Source organism: Leptospira licerasiae serovar Varillal str. VAR 010 (genome assembly GCF_000244755.1).
Classification (GTDB): domain Bacteria; phylum Spirochaetota; class Leptospiria; order Leptospirales; family Leptospiraceae; genus Leptospira_B; species Leptospira_B licerasiae.
The window spans coordinates 372,662-387,625 of record NZ_AHOO02000013.1; the positions used below are offsets into that span (position 1 = coordinate 372,662).

Genomic DNA, 14,964 nt, shown 5'->3' on the forward strand with positions numbered 1-14,964 from the left:
AAATGCTTGCTTTCTAATTTCGGATGGGGGATAACTCCTTCCTGGGACAGGGGCAAGAGATGATACGCCAACATTATAGATCATGTACTTTATGCGAAGCTATGTGCGGACTTAGACTTGAGATCGAGGACGATGTAGTAGTTGCAGTCAGAGGAGATAAAGAGGATAAGTTTAGCAGAGGTCATCTATGCGCCAAAGGACCGGAACTCAAAAATTTATACGAGGATCCGGACAGGCTTAAATTTCCTTTAAAACGTACAGAGAGCGGATGGGAGAAGGTGGACTGGGTCACTGCTCTCACTGATATTGCTACAAAACTTGTAGAGATCCAAAATAAATACGGAAACGATTCCATCGCAGTATATAGCGGAAATCCAAGCGTTCATAATTACGGTTCCATGTTATTCGGCCAACGGTTTATCGGAAGGCTCAAAACTAAAAATAATTATTCTGCAACTTCCGTAGACCAACTTCCTCACCAATTACTTTCTTATTGGATGTTCGGTCACCAACTACTTGTCCCGATTCCGGATATAGACAGGACCAATTTCTTTTTGATCTTAGGTGGAAATCCATTTGCGTCTAACGGAAGTTTAATGACTGTTCCGGACGTAAAAAAAAGGCTCAAAGAGATACAGGAAAGAGGCGGAAAATACGTAGTTATAGATCCGAGAAAGACCGAGACTGCAATCCACGCAGACGAGCATCATTTTATCCTTCCAGGAACGGACGCATTCTTTTTACTTTCTATTATAGATGTATTATTTAAGAAAAACTTAACAAAGAACAATTCTTTAATTAAGGAAGAAGATTTACTCAAACTAAGATCTATTGCAGAGAAATATCCTGCGACTGAAACGGAAAAAATGACAGGGATCTCTGCTGAAACAGTGGAGAGGATCGCAATAGAATTTTCCAAAGCGAATGGTGCTGTATGTTACGGTCGTGTAGGAGTTTCTACACAACCATTCGGAGCACTTTGCCAATGGTTAATTAATTCGATCAATTGTATCACAGGAAATATGGACTCAGTGGGTGGAGCAATGTTCACACTTCCTGCCGTGGACATGATAGATCCAAAAGGTGTGATGAAAAGTTCTCCGGGAAGTTTTCATACTTACGGTTCAAGAGTCAGGGACTTACCCGAATTTAACGAAGAGTTACCTGTAGCAGCCCTTGCGGAAGAAATTTTAACGCCGGGAGAAGGTCAGATCAAAGCGCTCGTAACTTCCGCTGGAAATCCGGTGTTATCTACTCCGAACGGTTCTCAGTTAGAGAAGGCGGTCTCTAATCTAGAATTCATGGTAAGCGTTGACTTTTATTTAAACGAAACAACAAAACACGCTCATTATATTCTTCCACCTAGTTCCGCTTTGGAACATGACCATTACGATCTAGTATTTAACGTTTTTGCTGTAAGGAATACTGTCAGATACAACCAACCTGCATTTGAACCGGAAGAAGGAATGCTTCATGATTGGGAAATTTTTTCGGATCTTACCAAAAGAATAGAATTATTAAAATCGGGAAAACCTTTGCCTAAAGAACTGATCAAAACGAAGATCACTCCTTCTGCGATTATTGATCATGCTTTGAAGTCAGGCCCTTACGGAGAAAAATCAGGATCTTCCGTTGGGATGAGTTTGGAACTTCTAAAAAACAGTCCTCATGGAGTCGATCTAGGAGCATTGAAGCCTTGTTTTCCGGACAGACTTTGGACGGAAGATAAGATGATCCGACTTGTACCAAAAGAAGTTATTTCCGATCTGGACCGATTGGCCAAATACGGGCAGAATCTTATCGCAGATAAAGAAGGGAACGGCTCTTTCTTGTTAATAGGAAGAAGACATTTAAGAAATAATAATTCATGGATGCATAATCTTCCAAAACTAATGACAGGAAAAGATAGATGCACTCTCATGATCCATCCCGAAGATGCAAACCTACTCGGTATCAAGGAAGAAGAGGAAGTCCTTGTAGAATCCAGGGTCGGTAAGATTGGACTACCTGCAGAGATCACAGACGAAATGATGAGGGGAGTGGTGAGTATTCCTCATGGATTCGGACATGCAAAAGAAGGAGTCTCTTTGCAGGTTGCGTCTAAATTTGCAGGATCTAGCATCAATGATCTGACGGACGATCAGGTCCTGGATGAACTCTCCGGAAATGCAGCGTTCAGCGGCATTCCGGTTTCTTTAAGTAAAAGATCCGCTTAAGACAGGACCTTAGGACACTCGGCATCCATGGGTCTAACTGCGGATCTCGCAGAGCTTAATTTTGATCGTAAGCTTCTTGTAGTTTAGATATTTCTATCTTATACATTTGCAACATTGCTTGTGTAACTCTTTGCGACTTCGCTTGGTCTTTATCGTATAGATATTTTTCTAAGATGGGAGGAATGATCTGCCAAGATAGACCGAATTTATCTTTTACCCAACCGCAAGGTTGTTTGGTCCCGCCTGCAGAAAGTTTTTCATACAGATCGTCTATTTCTGTCTGGGTTTCCGCACTGATATAGATGGAAAATGCCTCAGTAAATTTAAAATGAGGACCTCCTGTGAAGGCCAGAAATTTCTGGCCTTCTATCTCGAACTTTGCGGAAACCATTCCTCCGCCTAGTTTCGTAAGATTTTCTATTTTCATATTTTTGAATATACTAGAATAGAATTGGAGCGCTTCTTCTAAACCCTTATCGAACATTAAAAATGGAATGACCTTTTGCATGTTCTTATCCTATACGTTTCAGATAGATAGATCCACCGAGCCAAGAGAGCGGGATGGAAATGACGATCAGTCCTATGGAATACCAAGCAGGTCCTTGGTCTCCCATTTGGATATGGCCCAATGTACTTGCGATAGTGCCAATTATTCCTAATACGATCACGTGGCCGATCGGACTATGAGGAGAAAGTTTTGCAGTAAAAAATCCCCCTAAGATCGCAAGAACCAAACGATAGGAAATTGCGAGGAGGAATAAACCATCGGACATTCTTTCTCCCATCGGAGGATAACAATTTGTAACGTGTAATACCGCATCGATTGCTATAGCAGGTATTACGTTGATCAATATGCCGGTAAAAACGGCTCCGATACTTTGGAAGATGGAAATAGTTTTTGCGTTCATGATTATTTTTTTCCTTGTGGGGTCTCGCTGAGCGAATTAAGCAAAGTTTCAAGACGATTATAACTTTGGGAGGCTCCGCCTTCCATTGGGGACTTGATCACCATATCCCTTCCTTCTTTGGTTTCATATAGAATGTTGATCGTAACGAAGGTCCTGCCGGATTTTTCGACAAACGTTGTCGTGAGTAAGGCTTCTCCTGGATACCAAGGTTCGTCGAAAGATTCGGTATGAACTAGTTTGTCCGGTCCTAAAATTTCTTTATAAGTTCCTCCGGCGCCCATAGTCGTTCCGTCTTTGAGATATTTCCAAACATATTTGTATTTTCCGCCGACTTTGAGATCCACAGTGCATACATCTAAGCTCCATCCGTCCGGGCCGTATAACCAGCGTTTGATCAATTCCGGTTTTGTAAAACAATCGAATACCAAATCTTTCCCTGCGTTAAATTCGCGGGTCATTACGATCTCCCTTTCTCCTTTAGCTTCTACCTTTAAAGTCCCGACATAGCTGCTCATTTTATTCTCCTTTTTTGTTCTTACGTTTAGGGGAAGCTTGTTTAGAAAGTTTTAATTCTTCCAAAAGTGAATCCAAGTGTTTGAATCTTCCTTCCCAGAATTTTCTATAATTTTCCAACCATTCACTCGCTTCTGCCAACGGTTTGGCTTCTAATTTTCGCAATCTTTTTTGAGCGTCCTTGATCCCTGATATCAAACCTGCTTTCTCTAAAACTTTCAGATGTTTAGAAATTGCAGGCTGGCTCATGGAGAACGGTTTCGCGAGATCCATTACGGAAACCTCTCCGTTTGCTAAACGTGCCAGTATCGCTCTTCTGGTGGGATCTGAGAGTGCGGCAAAGGTCGCATCCAATCTCGAGGAATGATTAAGTGCATGATTCATATTTTATATAACCATATGGTTATATATTTTAAATAATCAAGTACTTTTTTAGGAAATTATTTTCGAAATCGTTTGTAGTAAGTATTGTGACAAGAGAGGGAAAATGGAACAGATTGAAGTTCATATTTTAGCATTTAACGAAGTGGAGGTTTTGGATCTTTCCGGTCCTTACGAAGTATTTTCCATCACAGAGAATGAAAATAAGGAGAAATTATTCAAAGTTTCCATAGTTGCTGAGAAGAAGGAACTACTACATGCCAGAAATCGTTTCCCCGTTTTTCCTCATCTTACTTTGGAAGAGGCGGGTGTTCCGGATATTTTGATCATCCCTGGCGGATACGGAGCGGAAGAAATAGAGATCCACAACAAAAAGTTGATCGGATGGATCAAAGAAATGGAGCCCAAGGTAAAGATCTTAGCTTCTATTTGTACAGGCGCGTTTTTACTTGCAGAGGCAGGAATTTTAGATGGTCTGGAAGTCACCACTCATTGGATGGACCAAGATACTCTTCGTAAAAAATATCCTAAGATCAAAAATGTGGCCAATGAAAAATTCATAGATCATGGGCATATTTTGACTTCCGGAGGAGTTTCTAGAGGGATCTTGATGTCTTTACATCTTGTGGAAAAGTTAGTGGGTAAAAAAATCGCAGAGTTTACTGCAAGAAGAATGGAATTCGACTTTTAAAGGATTTCTTCCAAAGCCAAAATTTTTCTTCCGCCTTGAAAAGAATAAGCAGTGAGTCCCGCTTCTTTTAGGATCTTAACTGCTTTTTTAGACCGTATGCCTGATTCGCAAATCGTAATATAGATTTTCTCTCTGGAAAAGTTAAGTGCAGTATTTTTGGAAAGTTCGGAAAGAGGAGAAAATTCTGAGTTACCTATCGGAGTTTCCTTTCTTTCTTCCGACTCTCTGACATCGAGTAGAACGTATCTAGGATCCTTTTTCCATTCTTTCCAATCCTTTAGGTCGATCTCATCTCGGAAGGTTTCTTCTCTTTTGCCAGAACCACATTCGGTGCAGTTTGGATCTGCTTCTAAAAAGGTTTCATAAAGTAGCGGGGATTCCCATTCTAGTTGGAATGCGGAATGAGTGGGGGATTTTTCCGGAAATAGTAAATATCGGATCGCAAAAGATGCCTGGTATAAACCAGCAATCGCAGTTTGGACTCCCAAGACTCCTCCATCTTCGCAGGAAAGAAGTTCAGAATTTTCTAAATTCGGATACAAACATTTATAACAAGGTTTTCCATGAGGGGAGAATATTGCAATTTGAGCGCTGGTCCTGAATACGGACGCAGTAACAAGCGGTCTAAAATTTTGGATACAGAATCGATTGATAGTATACTTTGCCTGGATCTGGTCCGTACAATCTAAAATAATATCGTAATTTTTGAATATACTTGGATCTATGTTTTCCGAAAAAATTTCTGCAAACGTTTCTAATTGTATGTCCGGCACTCTTGCTTGAATGTATTCTTTTGTGACTTCCGTTTTTTTTCTGCCAATATCGGAAAGAGTGAATGCGGTTTGTCTATGAAGATTGCTTAATTCTACCGTATCAAAATCCCAAAGGCCTATCCTTCCTATTCCTGCAGTCGCCAAATGTAAAGAAGCAGGAGAGCCTAAACCTCCGAGACCGATCACCAACGCTGATTTTTGGAGAAGTCCATTTTGACCCGATTCTCCTAAAAACGGCAGTTTAGTTTGTCTGGAAAAATACTTTTTCTGTTCCGGACTCATCTTAGGAAAGGATCTTATATTTTCGCAAGTCCGACAAGACTTTTTAATTGGCTTTCATAAGTGTCCGGGTATAGTAAGCTTGGACATCGTGGACGCCTACGGTCGAAAATTCGAGGTGCTTAGAGTGAGTGTTACATCCTCTTGCGGATTCGGTTGTGTGTATTGTGCTCCCGGTGCCGCATTAAATGGGGAAGGAGCAAATGGCTCCTTCTTAAGTGCGGAACTTCTTCGCAAAAACATCCATCTTCTTGCCCGTAAAATTCCGCTGAAAGAGATCCATTTCACCGGAGGAGAGCCTACTCTTCATAAAGATCTTCCTAAACTTGTCAAAGTTGCAAAAGAGGAAAAGATCCCAAACATCGCGCTTACCTCGAACGGTTTTTTTCGAGATGGTCTTATTAGAGATCTGAAACTTGCAGGCTTAGATAGACTGAACTTCTCTTTAGATTCACTTTCCCAGGAATCTTTTTCTTTGATCTCAGGTAAAAACCTTCCTGTAATTCGCTTATTAAATAGGATAGAAGAGGCGATTCAAGAAGGGTTGGAAGTGAAACTTAATTGCACCGTATTAAAAGGTTATAATGAAGAACAGATCCGTCCTCTTCTTCGCTGGGCGGGAGAAAGGGATCTTCCGATCCGATACTTAGAACTCATGAAGATGGGACCTCTGAGGGCAAAACATTCCGAATTATTCTTTTCAGCCGCAAAGATCAAAGAAGAGCTTTCCCAAGAATTTGATTTTGAACCAGAGGAGACTCCGATCGAATCCACTGCAAAGTATTATCGTACTGCAGAAAATTATAGATTCGGGATCATTGCAAATCATACTGAACCTTTTTGTGAGGGTTGTAATCGTCTCAGAATGGATCATTTGGGAAAAATTTACGGATGTTTGAGCGATTTTCGTTCCTTCCCCGTTTCAGAAGATGAGTCCGAACTTTCACGTTCTTTAGATCTGGCGATGAAAACTAAAAAAAACGAGTTTACCGGAAGTGAACTTTCTATGAAATATATAGGCGGATAGATGGATATTCAACTTTTGTTTTTTGCCGCAGTTAAAGATCATTTTCCGGATCTAAAAAAAATAGAAGTTTCGGAAGGACATTCCATTTTACATCTTCGTGAAATTCTCACTCATAAAAATCCTGATTCAGTATCCATTTTGAAAGTCAGTAGGTTCGCAGTGGATCAGTCCATCGTAGGCGATGATTATATTCTGAGGGAAGGTTCTGTGGTGGCAGTGCTTCCTCCTTCTAGCGGCGGTTGATATGTCCGTTTTAGAAACTTATTCTCATATTTCTTCTTCTCCCATTTTTGTTTCTTCACAGTTACCCGATATTCCCGAGATGGGCGGTTTTGTAGTATTCTCCGGGATCGTTCGAAATCTAAACGAAGGAAAAAAAGTCACTCATTTGGAGTATGAAGCATATGCTCCTATGGCAAATGAAATGATTGCGGGTATTCTTGCGGATGCCCGAAATAAATGGGACCTTCTCCATACGAATTGTGTCCACAGGATCGGAAGATTGGGAATTTCCGAAATTGCAGTGATTGTTGAGACAGGATCCATACATAGGGCGGAAGCATACGAGTCCAATCGTTATATCATAGACCGCGTAAAACACGAGGTTCCGATTTGGAAAAAGGAATTCTATTTAGACGGTTCTTCCGAGTGGTCGAAGGGCTGCGTGCATGAGAGCCACTGATTCCGTTGGCATAGTACTCGCCGGCGGAAAAAGTTCCAGAATGGGAAGGGATAAATCCTTCTTATCTCTCAAAAGCCAAAAATTCTTTCTTTTAGAATCTTATAAAAAACTAAAATTCCTTTGCAAGAACGTTCGTGTTTCCATTCGGGAAAACCAAATAGAAGAATATTCCAAACATATAGACAATGAATTTCTAATTTGCGATTCTATCCAGGATCTCGAAGGTCCTCTTCAGGGAATTTTCAGCTCTTTTCTTCCCTTCCGGAACGATCCTAATATTAAGAGTTTTTTAGTTTTGGCAGTGGATCTTCCTTATATGAGGACCAAAACTTTGGCTAGGTTATATTCTAAAAAAGAAATGATCGGTTCAGGTGTTTTTTACAGAGCGGAGGAGGGGATCGAGCCGTTATGCGGTCTTTATTCTTCCGACTATCTTCGCTTTTTATTCCAGGATTTCGAAAAAGGCAGTTTAGATTCTATTTCTCCTAAAATTTTGGTCCAAAGGGGAAATCCTAGCCTTTTGGAAATTCCGGAAATGGAAAAATCGTCCTTCATTAACCTGAATTCCCCGGAGGATCTAAGGCCTCTAAAGTCATAAGTTTCCGGTCAAAAACCGATTTACATGGGGTCCGAGAGAGAAATCATGGCTCTACCAACCAATGCGGGAATAGCTCAGTGGTAGAGCACCTCCTTGCCAAGGAGGGGGTCGCGGGTTCGAATCCCGTTTCCCGCTTACAGAAGTCCTCCGCCTTCTGTCTTCTGAGACCATGGAATTCAAGACAAAGAAAAATCAAAACGCATCCGTAGACCTTAAGTTAACCTTTGATAAGAACGATCTGGAAAAGGCGTTCGAAAAGACTTATAAAGAAAAACAAAAGGATCTCAAGATCCCGGGCTTCCGCCCCGGCAAGGCACCGATCGAAATGGTAAAACGCCATTTGGGAGACTCGGTAGCAAACGACGCAATCAATCTTCTACTATTAGAGACCGTTAGTGAGCTGTCCGGGAAATTGGAACACAAGATTGTCCGTTTCCCTAAATTTACCGTCGAGGACTATGTTCCCGAAAAAAGTTTAGTGGCAACCGCGGTCTATGATACTGATCCGGAAGTTTCCTTAGGAAAATACAAAAAGATCAAGATCAAACTTCCTGAAGTACAGGTGACTGAAGAGGATATCATCGAGGAACTCCAGTTTGTTCGTAAACAACTTGCCAGAAAACTTCTGAGAGAACCGGGCGAAGGAGCCGAGAGCGGCGATATCGTAGACATGGAATTCGAAGTGAAGGAAGACGGGCAGGAACCTAAGAACGCTAAAAACGGTTCAAGCGATTATAAATTAGGAGAAGCTAATAATCTTCCAGGTTTCGATGATAACCTATACGGAATCAAGACCGGAGAGACCAAAAACTTCTTCTATACTTATCCAAGCGATTATCCTAGAGAAGATCTGGCAGGAAAGAAGATGGAATTCGCCATGACCTTAAAGGCGATCTATAAAGAAGTCCTTCCTGAACTGGACGACGATCTAGCGAACGAATATGACGGCTCTTCTTCATTACAAGTCCTGAAAGATAAGATCAAATCCGATCTACAAAAAAATTATTCTGAAGCCGTAAAATCCAAGAAGATGGAAGATATTTACAAGGAGCTGGTCGCAGATTCCAAGTTTGTATTCCCTGAGTCCTACATTACCGAAGAATCCGAGCATGTGTATCAGAATATGATGCAGGACGTTTTAGGAAGAGGCCAGGCCAGAATCCCTAAAGAACAGATCCCGAGTATCGAAAAATACGCAGAAATGGTCAAAAAACCTTTGGAAGAAGTAAGGGATTCCTTTAAAACCATCGCCGAAAATAGACTGAAAGGATACTTCTCCAGACAGAAACTTGCTTCCGCCGAGAATATTGTTTTAACGGAAGAGGATTTCGACCGCGAAATCTCGACCCTTGCCTCAAGATATGGTATGTCTGACGCCGATTTTAAAAAAGAATTGGAAAAAGGTAAACTTCTGGAAACTTACCGGGACAATTTTTTAGCAAAAAAGATAGACGATACCCTCTTCCAGCTTGTAGAAAAGAAATACAACGAGAAGATGAGTATCCGTCAGCTAAAGGAATTCCTTTCTAATAAGGAAACTGGAGAAGTATGGCAATAATTCCCACAGTTATAGAGCAAACCGGTCGCGGAGAAATGCGGTATGACGTATTTTCCCGCCTCTTAAAGGACAGAATTATCTTTCTAGGTGACGCGATTTCGGATGATTACGCGAACGTAATCATCGCCCAACTACTGTTCCTGGACGCGGAAAACCCGGACAGAGACATCTATTTATACCTGAATTCCCCGGGCGGATACGTATCTTCCGGGCTTGCCATTTACGACACTATGCAGTATATTAAGGCGGACGTTCGTACACTTTGTATTGGTCAGGCTTCTTCTATGGCGGCGCTTCTTCTGGCAGGCGGGGCAAAGGGCAAAAGATCCGCTCTTCCTCATTCCAGAATTATGATGCACCAGCCAACCGGAGGAGCTACCGGCCAGGCTTCCGATATTGCTATCCAAGCAAAGGAAGTTCTGAAATTAAAGCAGGTGTTAAACGGTTTATACGCTAAACATACGGGCAAATCCGTGGAAGAAGTGCAAAAGGATACCGAAAGGGACCTTTACATGACTCCGGAAGAAGCCCAGAAATATGGGATCATCGATTCCGTAATTTCCATAGAGCGTCAAAAGAACTGATAGGGGATCAACGTGGCAAAGAAACCGACCGGAACCAATAATAAACAAAAATTATTTTGTTCGTTCTGCGGAAAAGAACAAGACTCCGTAAAACGACTGGTTGCCGGTCCAGGTGTTTATATTTGCGACGAATGTATTTCTCTTTGCAATGAGATCATTGCGGAAGAACCAGAGCAAGAAAAAGAACGCACAGAACTATTGGGAGAAGTCCCGAATCCTGCAGCTATCAAAGCGATCCTAGATCAGTATGTAATCGGACAAGACCATGCTAAAAAAGCTTTGTCCGTTGCAGTCTATAACCATTATAAAAGAATTTATCTTAAAGACAAAAAAGCGGATATCGAATTAGAAAAATCGAATATTCTTCTGATCGGACCTACAGGTTCCGGAAAAACTTTGCTAGCTCAAACGCTTGCAAAGATCATAAAGGTCCCGTTTGCGATCGTAGACGCCACCGCACTTACCGAAGCTGGATACGTAGGAGAAGATGTCGAAAACATCATTCTAAAACTGATCCAAAACGCCGACAACGATATCAAAAAGGCCGAGATAGGGATCATCTACATAGACGAAGTGGATAAGATCGCTCGCAAATCTGACAGCGCTTCCATCACAAGGGACGTGAGCGGAGAAGGTGTGCAACAAGCTCTTTTAAAAATTATCGAAGGAACTGTTGCGAACGTTCCTCCTCAGGGCGGAAGAAAACACCCTCACCAGGAATATCTACAAGTAGATACCAAAAATATACTATTCATTCTTGGTGGAGCGTTCGTTGACCTGGATAATATCATCAAAACTAGAACCGGTGTAAAAACAATCGGATTCGGTAGCGATGAAAAAGACGGCAAAATATTAAGGGACGAGAGCAAAGGTGAGATCTTAGCTCGTGTAATCCCTGAAGACTTAATGAAGTTCGGACTAATTCCTGAGTTTATAGGCCGTATGCCTGTGATCGCTACTCTGCAAGATCTGAGTGTAGAAATGCTCAAACGTATTTTCAGAGAGCCTAAAAATGCAATTCTTCGCCAATACACTAAGATCCTAGAAATGGAAAATGTAAAACTTTCCTTTGAAGAGGCAGCCATCGACAAGATCGCTCAGCTTGCTATCGAAAGAGAGTCCGGTGCTCGAGGACTACGCGCTATCGTAGAAAATTTAATGCTGGATCTAATGTATGAAATTCCTTCACGCAAAGACGTGGAAGAAGTGATCATCACAGAAGACGCAGTTTCTGGGGCCAAACCTCCTAAATTAGTTCTGAAAAAAGAGCCCAAAATCGCTTAAGTGCCGCAGAGCGAGCAGAGTCCGCGGTGTTGTTTCTCACGCAGAGACGCAAAGCCGCAGAGTTTGTTTGGGGTTAAGGGAAATAGCCTTGCCTTATAAACAAATCCTTTTCCAATACCCCTCTGTGCCTCCGCGTGCCATAATCCCTGCGCTTCTTACAAGCTCTGCGTCTCCTAATTCAGAGTAGCGATATCTATCACAAATCTATAACGTACATCGCTTTTAACGACCCTTTCGTAAGCATCATTTACTTTTTGGATAGGAATGAGTTCGATATCACTTGTGATATTGTGTTTCCCACAGAAATCCAGCATTTCCTGGGTTTCTTTGATGCCTCCAATCAGAGAACCTGCAAGACTTTTGCGACCCATAATCAGAGAAAAGGCTCCGACAGGTACTTGTTCTTCGGGGACACCTACCACAACTAAGGAACCATCTACTCTCAATAGGCCGAGATACGCATTCCAATCCAAAGGCATAGAAACAGTATTGATAATCAGATCAAAACTTCCTCTTAACTTATTGAATATGTTCTTATCGGAAGTAGCATAGAAATGATCCGCACCTAGGCGTTTTGCATCCGCTTCTTTTTTGTTGGATTGGCTTAGGACCGTAACTTCTGCACCGAGAGCGTGAGCTATCTTTACACCCATATGGCCCAAACCGCCAAGACCGATGATCGCTACTTTTTTACCGGGACCTGCTTTCCAATGAACAAGAGGAGAATACAGAGTGATCCCGGCACAAAGCAGAGGAGCCGCGGCATCCAAAGGAAGATTATCAGGAATTTTTAATACATAATTCTGATCTACTACGATCTTGTTGGAATAGCCTCCGTAAGTCGGGGTCTTTTTGTCCTGTTCTCTTCCGTTGTAAGTGGCGCTCATTCCTGTTTCGCAGAATTGTTCCAGACCTGCTTTGCAATGTTCACATTCTCTACAAGAGTCTACAAAACAACCGACTCCTACCTTATCTCCTACTTTAAACTTTGTAACCTTGGATCCGACTTTTGACACAACACCGGTGATCTCATGGCCCGGCACCATTGGGAAGATGGATCCTCCCCATTCGTCTCTTGCCTGGTGTATGTCCGAATGACAGATACCGCAGTATTGTATATCGATGACTACATCTTCGTCCTTTGCTTCTCTTCTATCGAATTGAAAAGGTGCTAAAGGGGCTTTTGCAATAGCGGCAGCATAACCTTTTACTGGGATCATTTTTGTTCCTCGTTTGGTTTGGAATATTGGATGAATTTCAAGTGGTGAGAAATTCGAAAATTTTCAGTCGGAAAAATTTCGCTAGTTAGACAATACTAAATGAGTTTTGTTTTTTATTTTTTATTCTATTCTGAAAAATGAATATGGGAGACACAGAGTTTTAGAGAGGCGCAGCGTAGGGTCATCTCACGCAGAGTCGCGGAGCCGCAGAGACGGAAAGTTTTAGGATTTAGTAACTTATAAACCCTCTGCGTCTTGGCGTCTCTGCGTGAGATGAGCCCTGTTTCTCTCCACACTCTGCGCCTCTAATCCGTAACTCGACCCACAGTCAAGATTGCTGCTTTGGTCAGCCCTTTTTTACCGGATTCCATTTCCAAAAATCTTCCAAAGTCCAGGGTCAGTTCTCTGGAGTTCTTATATTCCCTGCCTGAACTCCAGTTTTGGAGTTGGATCAGAAGTGGGGCTACGCCGGCAGAACTTGTAAGTTCCGTCAGTCTGTCGCTTAAGAATACCAAATATTCTCCGGGTCTGACTTGAATCTTTTTTACTTCTCGAGTGGAACTTCTAAAATCATAAAATACTTGTTTAGAGATCGGCAATATGTTCGTTTTACCTTCTTTGTGAACGAGCGCCGGAAGTTTTTGGAATTGCAAGATTCCCGCTTCTCCATTCCTTGTTTCTAAATAGAAAAGTGTAAGATTCAAATAAGAGATTGGGGTCGACCTGAGAGCTCTATCTATTTTGTACAGTAGATCTTCTCCTCTGAGTCCTGTGGTTTCCTGCGCGAGGGAGATCATACCTTCTATCCTTGCCTTTAGAGAAGATTCAATCGTTCCGTGATTCGGAAAACCTGCCAATACTCCAAAACAGCCGTCCGCAGTCGGAATGATATTTGCGTAATCCGATTCCCCAGTATCTGAGGAACGTGGGAAAACGGTGATGTCCAAATTTTTGATCTTATGAAGCCTGATCTTGTGGAAAAATTTTTGGATCTTGTCGGAAAGTTCTCTTTCCTTTTTATTTAAGGATTCCTGTGAAACAGTTTCTTCCTTGGTCTTTTTCTGGTAGAGAGCGATCCGGAAATGTCTAGCAAGTTCTCCTAGTTCGTCTTCTATTTCCGATTCTCCTGAATCTTCGTACACATCCTGAGACCAGTTTTGTAAAAGTTGGGAAATTGATTTGAGAGATTTAAAACTTAAGCTTAAAAGATAATAGGTAAGTATTCCTAGTATGACCGAGAAAAAAAGTCCGACTCCTAAACGAATCCAAACGAACGCTCTTAATTCTTTTCTGATCTCTTCTCCAAAAAGGAAATCATCCAAAAGTAGAAAGGATAAGAATAATACGAAAGAAGCTGTAAAAGAAGCGAAAGCTAATTTATGCTTGGATCGAAGATTCGGAAACAACTCATTTCCTCTCTATAAGCGCGATGAGTACCAAAGAGATCGCAAATAATACCAGTAACGGAACGAATAACATCAACATTGAGATCACATCCGGTCCGGGAGACAAAACTGCCGCGGCAAATGCGATGCCTATGAAAGCTTCTCGCCAATGTTTGAGTAAAAAAGAAAGTTTTAATATTCCAACCGCAGCTAATAATACCATGATCACTGGAAGTTGGAACGACAATCCGAAGATCAAATGCATGTTAAAGAATACGTCGTAGTATTCGTCTATGGGAAGCCTGGTCTCTATATCCAGTGGTCGAACGGTAACTAAGAATATTTTTAGAAAACTTTCGAATGCTTGCGCCCAACATAACCAAACTCCCAACCAAAATAGAACAGTAGAGAATGCAATGAGCGCTTTTCCAAGTCTTGCGGTTTTAGGTTCTAATGCGGGAGAAACAAATCCCCATAAAAAAGCTAATGCGAAAGGAAATGTGATCAAGATGGAGACCATAAATCCCGTTCTCAGATAAACCATGAAAGGAGCCATGAGCTTTATCTGGTAGAATGTAGCAGATTCTCCCAAAATATTCTTGTACGGTTTGATGACTATCTTATGCAGCTCTTCTCCGAAATACAAAGCTACCACAAAAAACACTGTAAACACCAGAATGGAACGTATCAGTACAGAACGTAATTCCTCTAAATGTTCTCCCAGAGTCATAAATTTTTCTCTGTCATGAGGAAGACTTTCTTCGGGAGCTGAGATTGTAGGTTGGGTAGTGTTAGAGAGATTCTTTTTTTTAGAAGGCATATCGAAAGGTTGGAATTCCTTCCCGGTTATAAAAAGGGCCCGAAG

17 protein-coding genes and 1 tRNA gene are annotated in these 14,964 nt (G+C 41.7%); 10 read left to right on the top strand and 8 right to left on the bottom strand.

The window, feature by feature from the left end; translation table 11 throughout:
- Window positions 1-101 precede the first annotated feature (101 nt).
- Complete coding sequence (locus LEP1GSC185_RS17620; protein ID WP_008592967.1) at window positions 102-2,216, top strand: molybdopterin-dependent oxidoreductase; 2,115 nt, start codon at window positions 102-104, stop codon at window positions 2,214-2,216.
- Window positions 2,217-2,271: 55 nt separating this feature from the next.
- Here LEP1GSC185_RS17620 and LEP1GSC185_RS17625 read toward each other — a convergent pair whose 3' ends face one another.
- From LEP1GSC185_RS17625 to LEP1GSC185_RS17640, 4 genes are read right to left on the bottom strand one after another with little or no spacing between them, the layout of a single operon-like run.
- On the bottom strand, window positions 2,272-2,724 hold the full coding sequence (locus tag LEP1GSC185_RS17625; RefSeq protein WP_008592492.1) for a VOC family protein: 453 nt from the start codon (window positions 2,722-2,724) through the stop codon (window positions 2,272-2,274).
- A gap of 4 nt (window positions 2,725-2,728) precedes the next feature.
- Window positions 2,729-3,124 carry a hypothetical protein gene (locus tag LEP1GSC185_RS17630; protein ID WP_008592087.1) on the bottom strand — a complete coding sequence of 132 codons (396 nt, stop codon included), beginning with the start codon at window positions 3,122-3,124 and terminating at the stop codon, window positions 2,729-2,731.
- A gap of 2 nt (window positions 3,125-3,126) precedes the next feature.
- Complete coding sequence (locus tag LEP1GSC185_RS17635) at window positions 3,127-3,639, bottom strand: SRPBCC family protein (protein ID WP_008592678.1); 513 nt, start codon at window positions 3,637-3,639, stop codon at window positions 3,127-3,129.
- A 1-nt stretch (window position 3,640) separates the two neighbouring features.
- Window positions 3,641-4,021, bottom strand: coding sequence for an ArsR/SmtB family transcription factor (locus tag LEP1GSC185_RS17640; protein ID WP_008592779.1), 381 nt, complete (start codon window positions 4,019-4,021; stop codon window positions 3,641-3,643).
- Window positions 4,022-4,124: 103 nt separating this feature from the next.
- Here LEP1GSC185_RS17640 and LEP1GSC185_RS17645 point away from each other — a divergent pair, with 103 nt between their 5' ends.
- Complete coding sequence (locus LEP1GSC185_RS17645) at window positions 4,125-4,709, top strand: DJ-1/PfpI family protein (protein WP_008592969.1); 585 nt, start codon at window positions 4,125-4,127, stop codon at window positions 4,707-4,709.
- Here the strand turns inward: LEP1GSC185_RS17645 and LEP1GSC185_RS17650 are convergent.
- Window positions 4,706-5,764: a HesA/MoeB/ThiF family protein gene (locus tag LEP1GSC185_RS17650; protein WP_008592885.1), complete on the bottom strand. Its 1,059-nt coding sequence runs from the start codon at window positions 5,762-5,764 to the stop codon at window positions 4,706-4,708. The genes LEP1GSC185_RS17645 and LEP1GSC185_RS17650 overlap by 4 nt on opposite strands.
- A 79-nt stretch (window positions 5,765-5,843) precedes the next feature.
- Between LEP1GSC185_RS17650 and LEP1GSC185_RS17655 the strand changes: the two genes are divergently transcribed.
- The 8 genes from LEP1GSC185_RS17655 to clpX all read left to right on the top strand — a co-directional run bounded on the left by LEP1GSC185_RS17655 (window position 5,844) and on the right by clpX (window position 11,494).
- On the top strand, window positions 5,844-6,788 hold the full coding sequence (locus LEP1GSC185_RS17655; RefSeq protein WP_008592163.1) for a GTP 3',8-cyclase MoaA: 945 nt from the start codon (window positions 5,844-5,846) through the stop codon (window positions 6,786-6,788).
- A complete protein-coding gene (locus LEP1GSC185_RS17660) occupies window positions 6,789-7,031 on the top strand; it encodes a MoaD/ThiS family protein (protein ID WP_008592305.1) in 243 nt (80 codons plus the stop codon).
- A 1-nt stretch (window position 7,032) separates the two neighbouring features.
- Complete coding sequence (locus LEP1GSC185_RS17665; protein ID WP_008592810.1) at window positions 7,033-7,470, top strand: molybdenum cofactor biosynthesis protein MoaE; 438 nt, start codon at window positions 7,033-7,035, stop codon at window positions 7,468-7,470.
- Window positions 7,457-8,068 carry a molybdenum cofactor guanylyltransferase gene (locus LEP1GSC185_RS17670; RefSeq protein ID WP_008592136.1) on the top strand — a complete coding sequence of 204 codons (612 nt, stop codon included), beginning with the start codon at window positions 7,457-7,459 and terminating at the stop codon, window positions 8,066-8,068. The genes LEP1GSC185_RS17665 and LEP1GSC185_RS17670 overlap by 14 nt, the downstream gene beginning before the upstream one ends.
- A gap of 63 nt (window positions 8,069-8,131) precedes the next feature.
- Window positions 8,132-8,203, top strand: a tRNA-Gly gene (locus LEP1GSC185_RS17675).
- 34 nt (window positions 8,204-8,237) lie between these two features.
- Window positions 8,238-9,626 carry a trigger factor gene (tig, locus tag LEP1GSC185_RS17680; protein WP_008592326.1) on the top strand — a complete coding sequence of 463 codons (1,389 nt, stop codon included), beginning with the start codon at window positions 8,238-8,240 and terminating at the stop codon, window positions 9,624-9,626.
- A complete protein-coding gene (gene clpP / locus LEP1GSC185_RS17685; RefSeq protein WP_008592146.1) occupies window positions 9,617-10,210 on the top strand; it encodes an ATP-dependent Clp endopeptidase proteolytic subunit ClpP in 594 nt (197 codons plus the stop codon). The genes tig and clpP overlap by 10 nt, the downstream gene beginning before the upstream one ends.
- A 12-nt stretch (window positions 10,211-10,222) precedes the next feature.
- Window positions 10,223-11,494: an ATP-dependent Clp protease ATP-binding subunit ClpX gene (clpX, locus tag LEP1GSC185_RS17690; protein ID WP_008592610.1), complete on the top strand. Its 1,272-nt coding sequence runs from the start codon at window positions 10,223-10,225 to the stop codon at window positions 11,492-11,494.
- A 173-nt stretch (window positions 11,495-11,667) separates the two neighbouring features.
- Here the strand turns inward: clpX and LEP1GSC185_RS17695 are convergent, their stop codons facing one another.
- From LEP1GSC185_RS17695 to tatC, 3 genes are all read right to left on the bottom strand, one after another.
- Window positions 11,668-12,714, bottom strand: a complete 1,047-nt coding sequence (locus LEP1GSC185_RS17695) for an NAD(P)-dependent alcohol dehydrogenase (protein WP_008592383.1) — start codon at window positions 12,712-12,714, stop codon at window positions 11,668-11,670.
- A gap of 305 nt (window positions 12,715-13,019) precedes the next feature.
- Complete coding sequence (rktP, locus tag LEP1GSC185_RS17700) at window positions 13,020-14,120, bottom strand: Arg-Lys translocation region protein phosphatase RktP (protein WP_008592744.1); 1,101 nt, start codon at window positions 14,118-14,120, stop codon at window positions 13,020-13,022.
- A 1-nt stretch (window position 14,121) separates the two neighbouring features.
- The gene (gene tatC, locus LEP1GSC185_RS17705; protein ID WP_008592681.1) at window positions 14,122-14,919 is read right to left on the bottom strand and encodes a twin-arginine translocase subunit TatC; all 798 of its coding nucleotides are present in this window, start codon (window positions 14,917-14,919) and stop codon (window positions 14,122-14,124) included.
- Between the last annotated feature and the right edge of the window lie 45 nt (window positions 14,920-14,964).

Excerpts from the sequence above, each read along its gene's own strand:
- LEP1GSC185_RS17645 (WP_008592969.1), top strand. The coding sequence starts at position 4,125 with ATGGAACAGATTGAAGTTCATATTTTAGCATTTAACGAAGTGGAGGTT.
- clpP (WP_008592146.1), top strand. The coding sequence starts at position 9,617 with ATGGCAATAATTCCCACAGTTATAGAGCAAACCGGTCGCGGAGAAATG.
- LEP1GSC185_RS17635 (WP_008592678.1), bottom strand. The coding sequence starts at position 3,639 with ATGAGCAGCTATGTCGGGACTTTAAAGGTAGAAGCTAAAGGAGAAAGG.
- LEP1GSC185_RS17650 (WP_008592885.1), bottom strand. The coding sequence starts at position 5,764 with ATGAGTCCGGAACAGAAAAAGTATTTTTCCAGACAAACTAAACTGCCG.
- LEP1GSC185_RS17620 (WP_008592967.1), top strand. The coding sequence starts at position 102 with ATGTGCGGACTTAGACTTGAGATCGAGGACGATGTAGTAGTTGCAGTC.
- LEP1GSC185_RS17665 (WP_008592810.1), top strand. The coding sequence starts at position 7,033 with ATGTCCGTTTTAGAAACTTATTCTCATATTTCTTCTTCTCCCATTTTT.
- LEP1GSC185_RS17640 (WP_008592779.1), bottom strand. The coding sequence starts at position 4,021 with ATGAATCATGCACTTAATCATTCCTCGAGATTGGATGCGACCTTTGCC.
- LEP1GSC185_RS17625 (WP_008592492.1), bottom strand. The coding sequence starts at position 2,724 with ATGCAAAAGGTCATTCCATTTTTAATGTTCGATAAGGGTTTAGAAGAA.
- LEP1GSC185_RS17660 (WP_008592305.1), top strand. The coding sequence starts at position 6,789 with ATGGATATTCAACTTTTGTTTTTTGCCGCAGTTAAAGATCATTTTCCG.
- LEP1GSC185_RS17630 (WP_008592087.1), bottom strand. The coding sequence starts at position 3,124 with ATGAACGCAAAAACTATTTCCATCTTCCAAAGTATCGGAGCCGTTTTT.
- LEP1GSC185_RS17695 (WP_008592383.1), bottom strand. The coding sequence starts at position 12,714 with ATGATCCCAGTAAAAGGTTATGCTGCCGCTATTGCAAAAGCCCCTTTA.
- LEP1GSC185_RS17670 (WP_008592136.1), top strand. The coding sequence starts at position 7,457 with ATGAGAGCCACTGATTCCGTTGGCATAGTACTCGCCGGCGGAAAAAGT.
- tatC (WP_008592681.1), bottom strand. The coding sequence starts at position 14,919 with ATGCCTTCTAAAAAAAAGAATCTCTCTAACACTACCCAACCTACAATC.
- tig (WP_008592326.1), top strand. The coding sequence starts at position 8,238 with ATGGAATTCAAGACAAAGAAAAATCAAAACGCATCCGTAGACCTTAAG.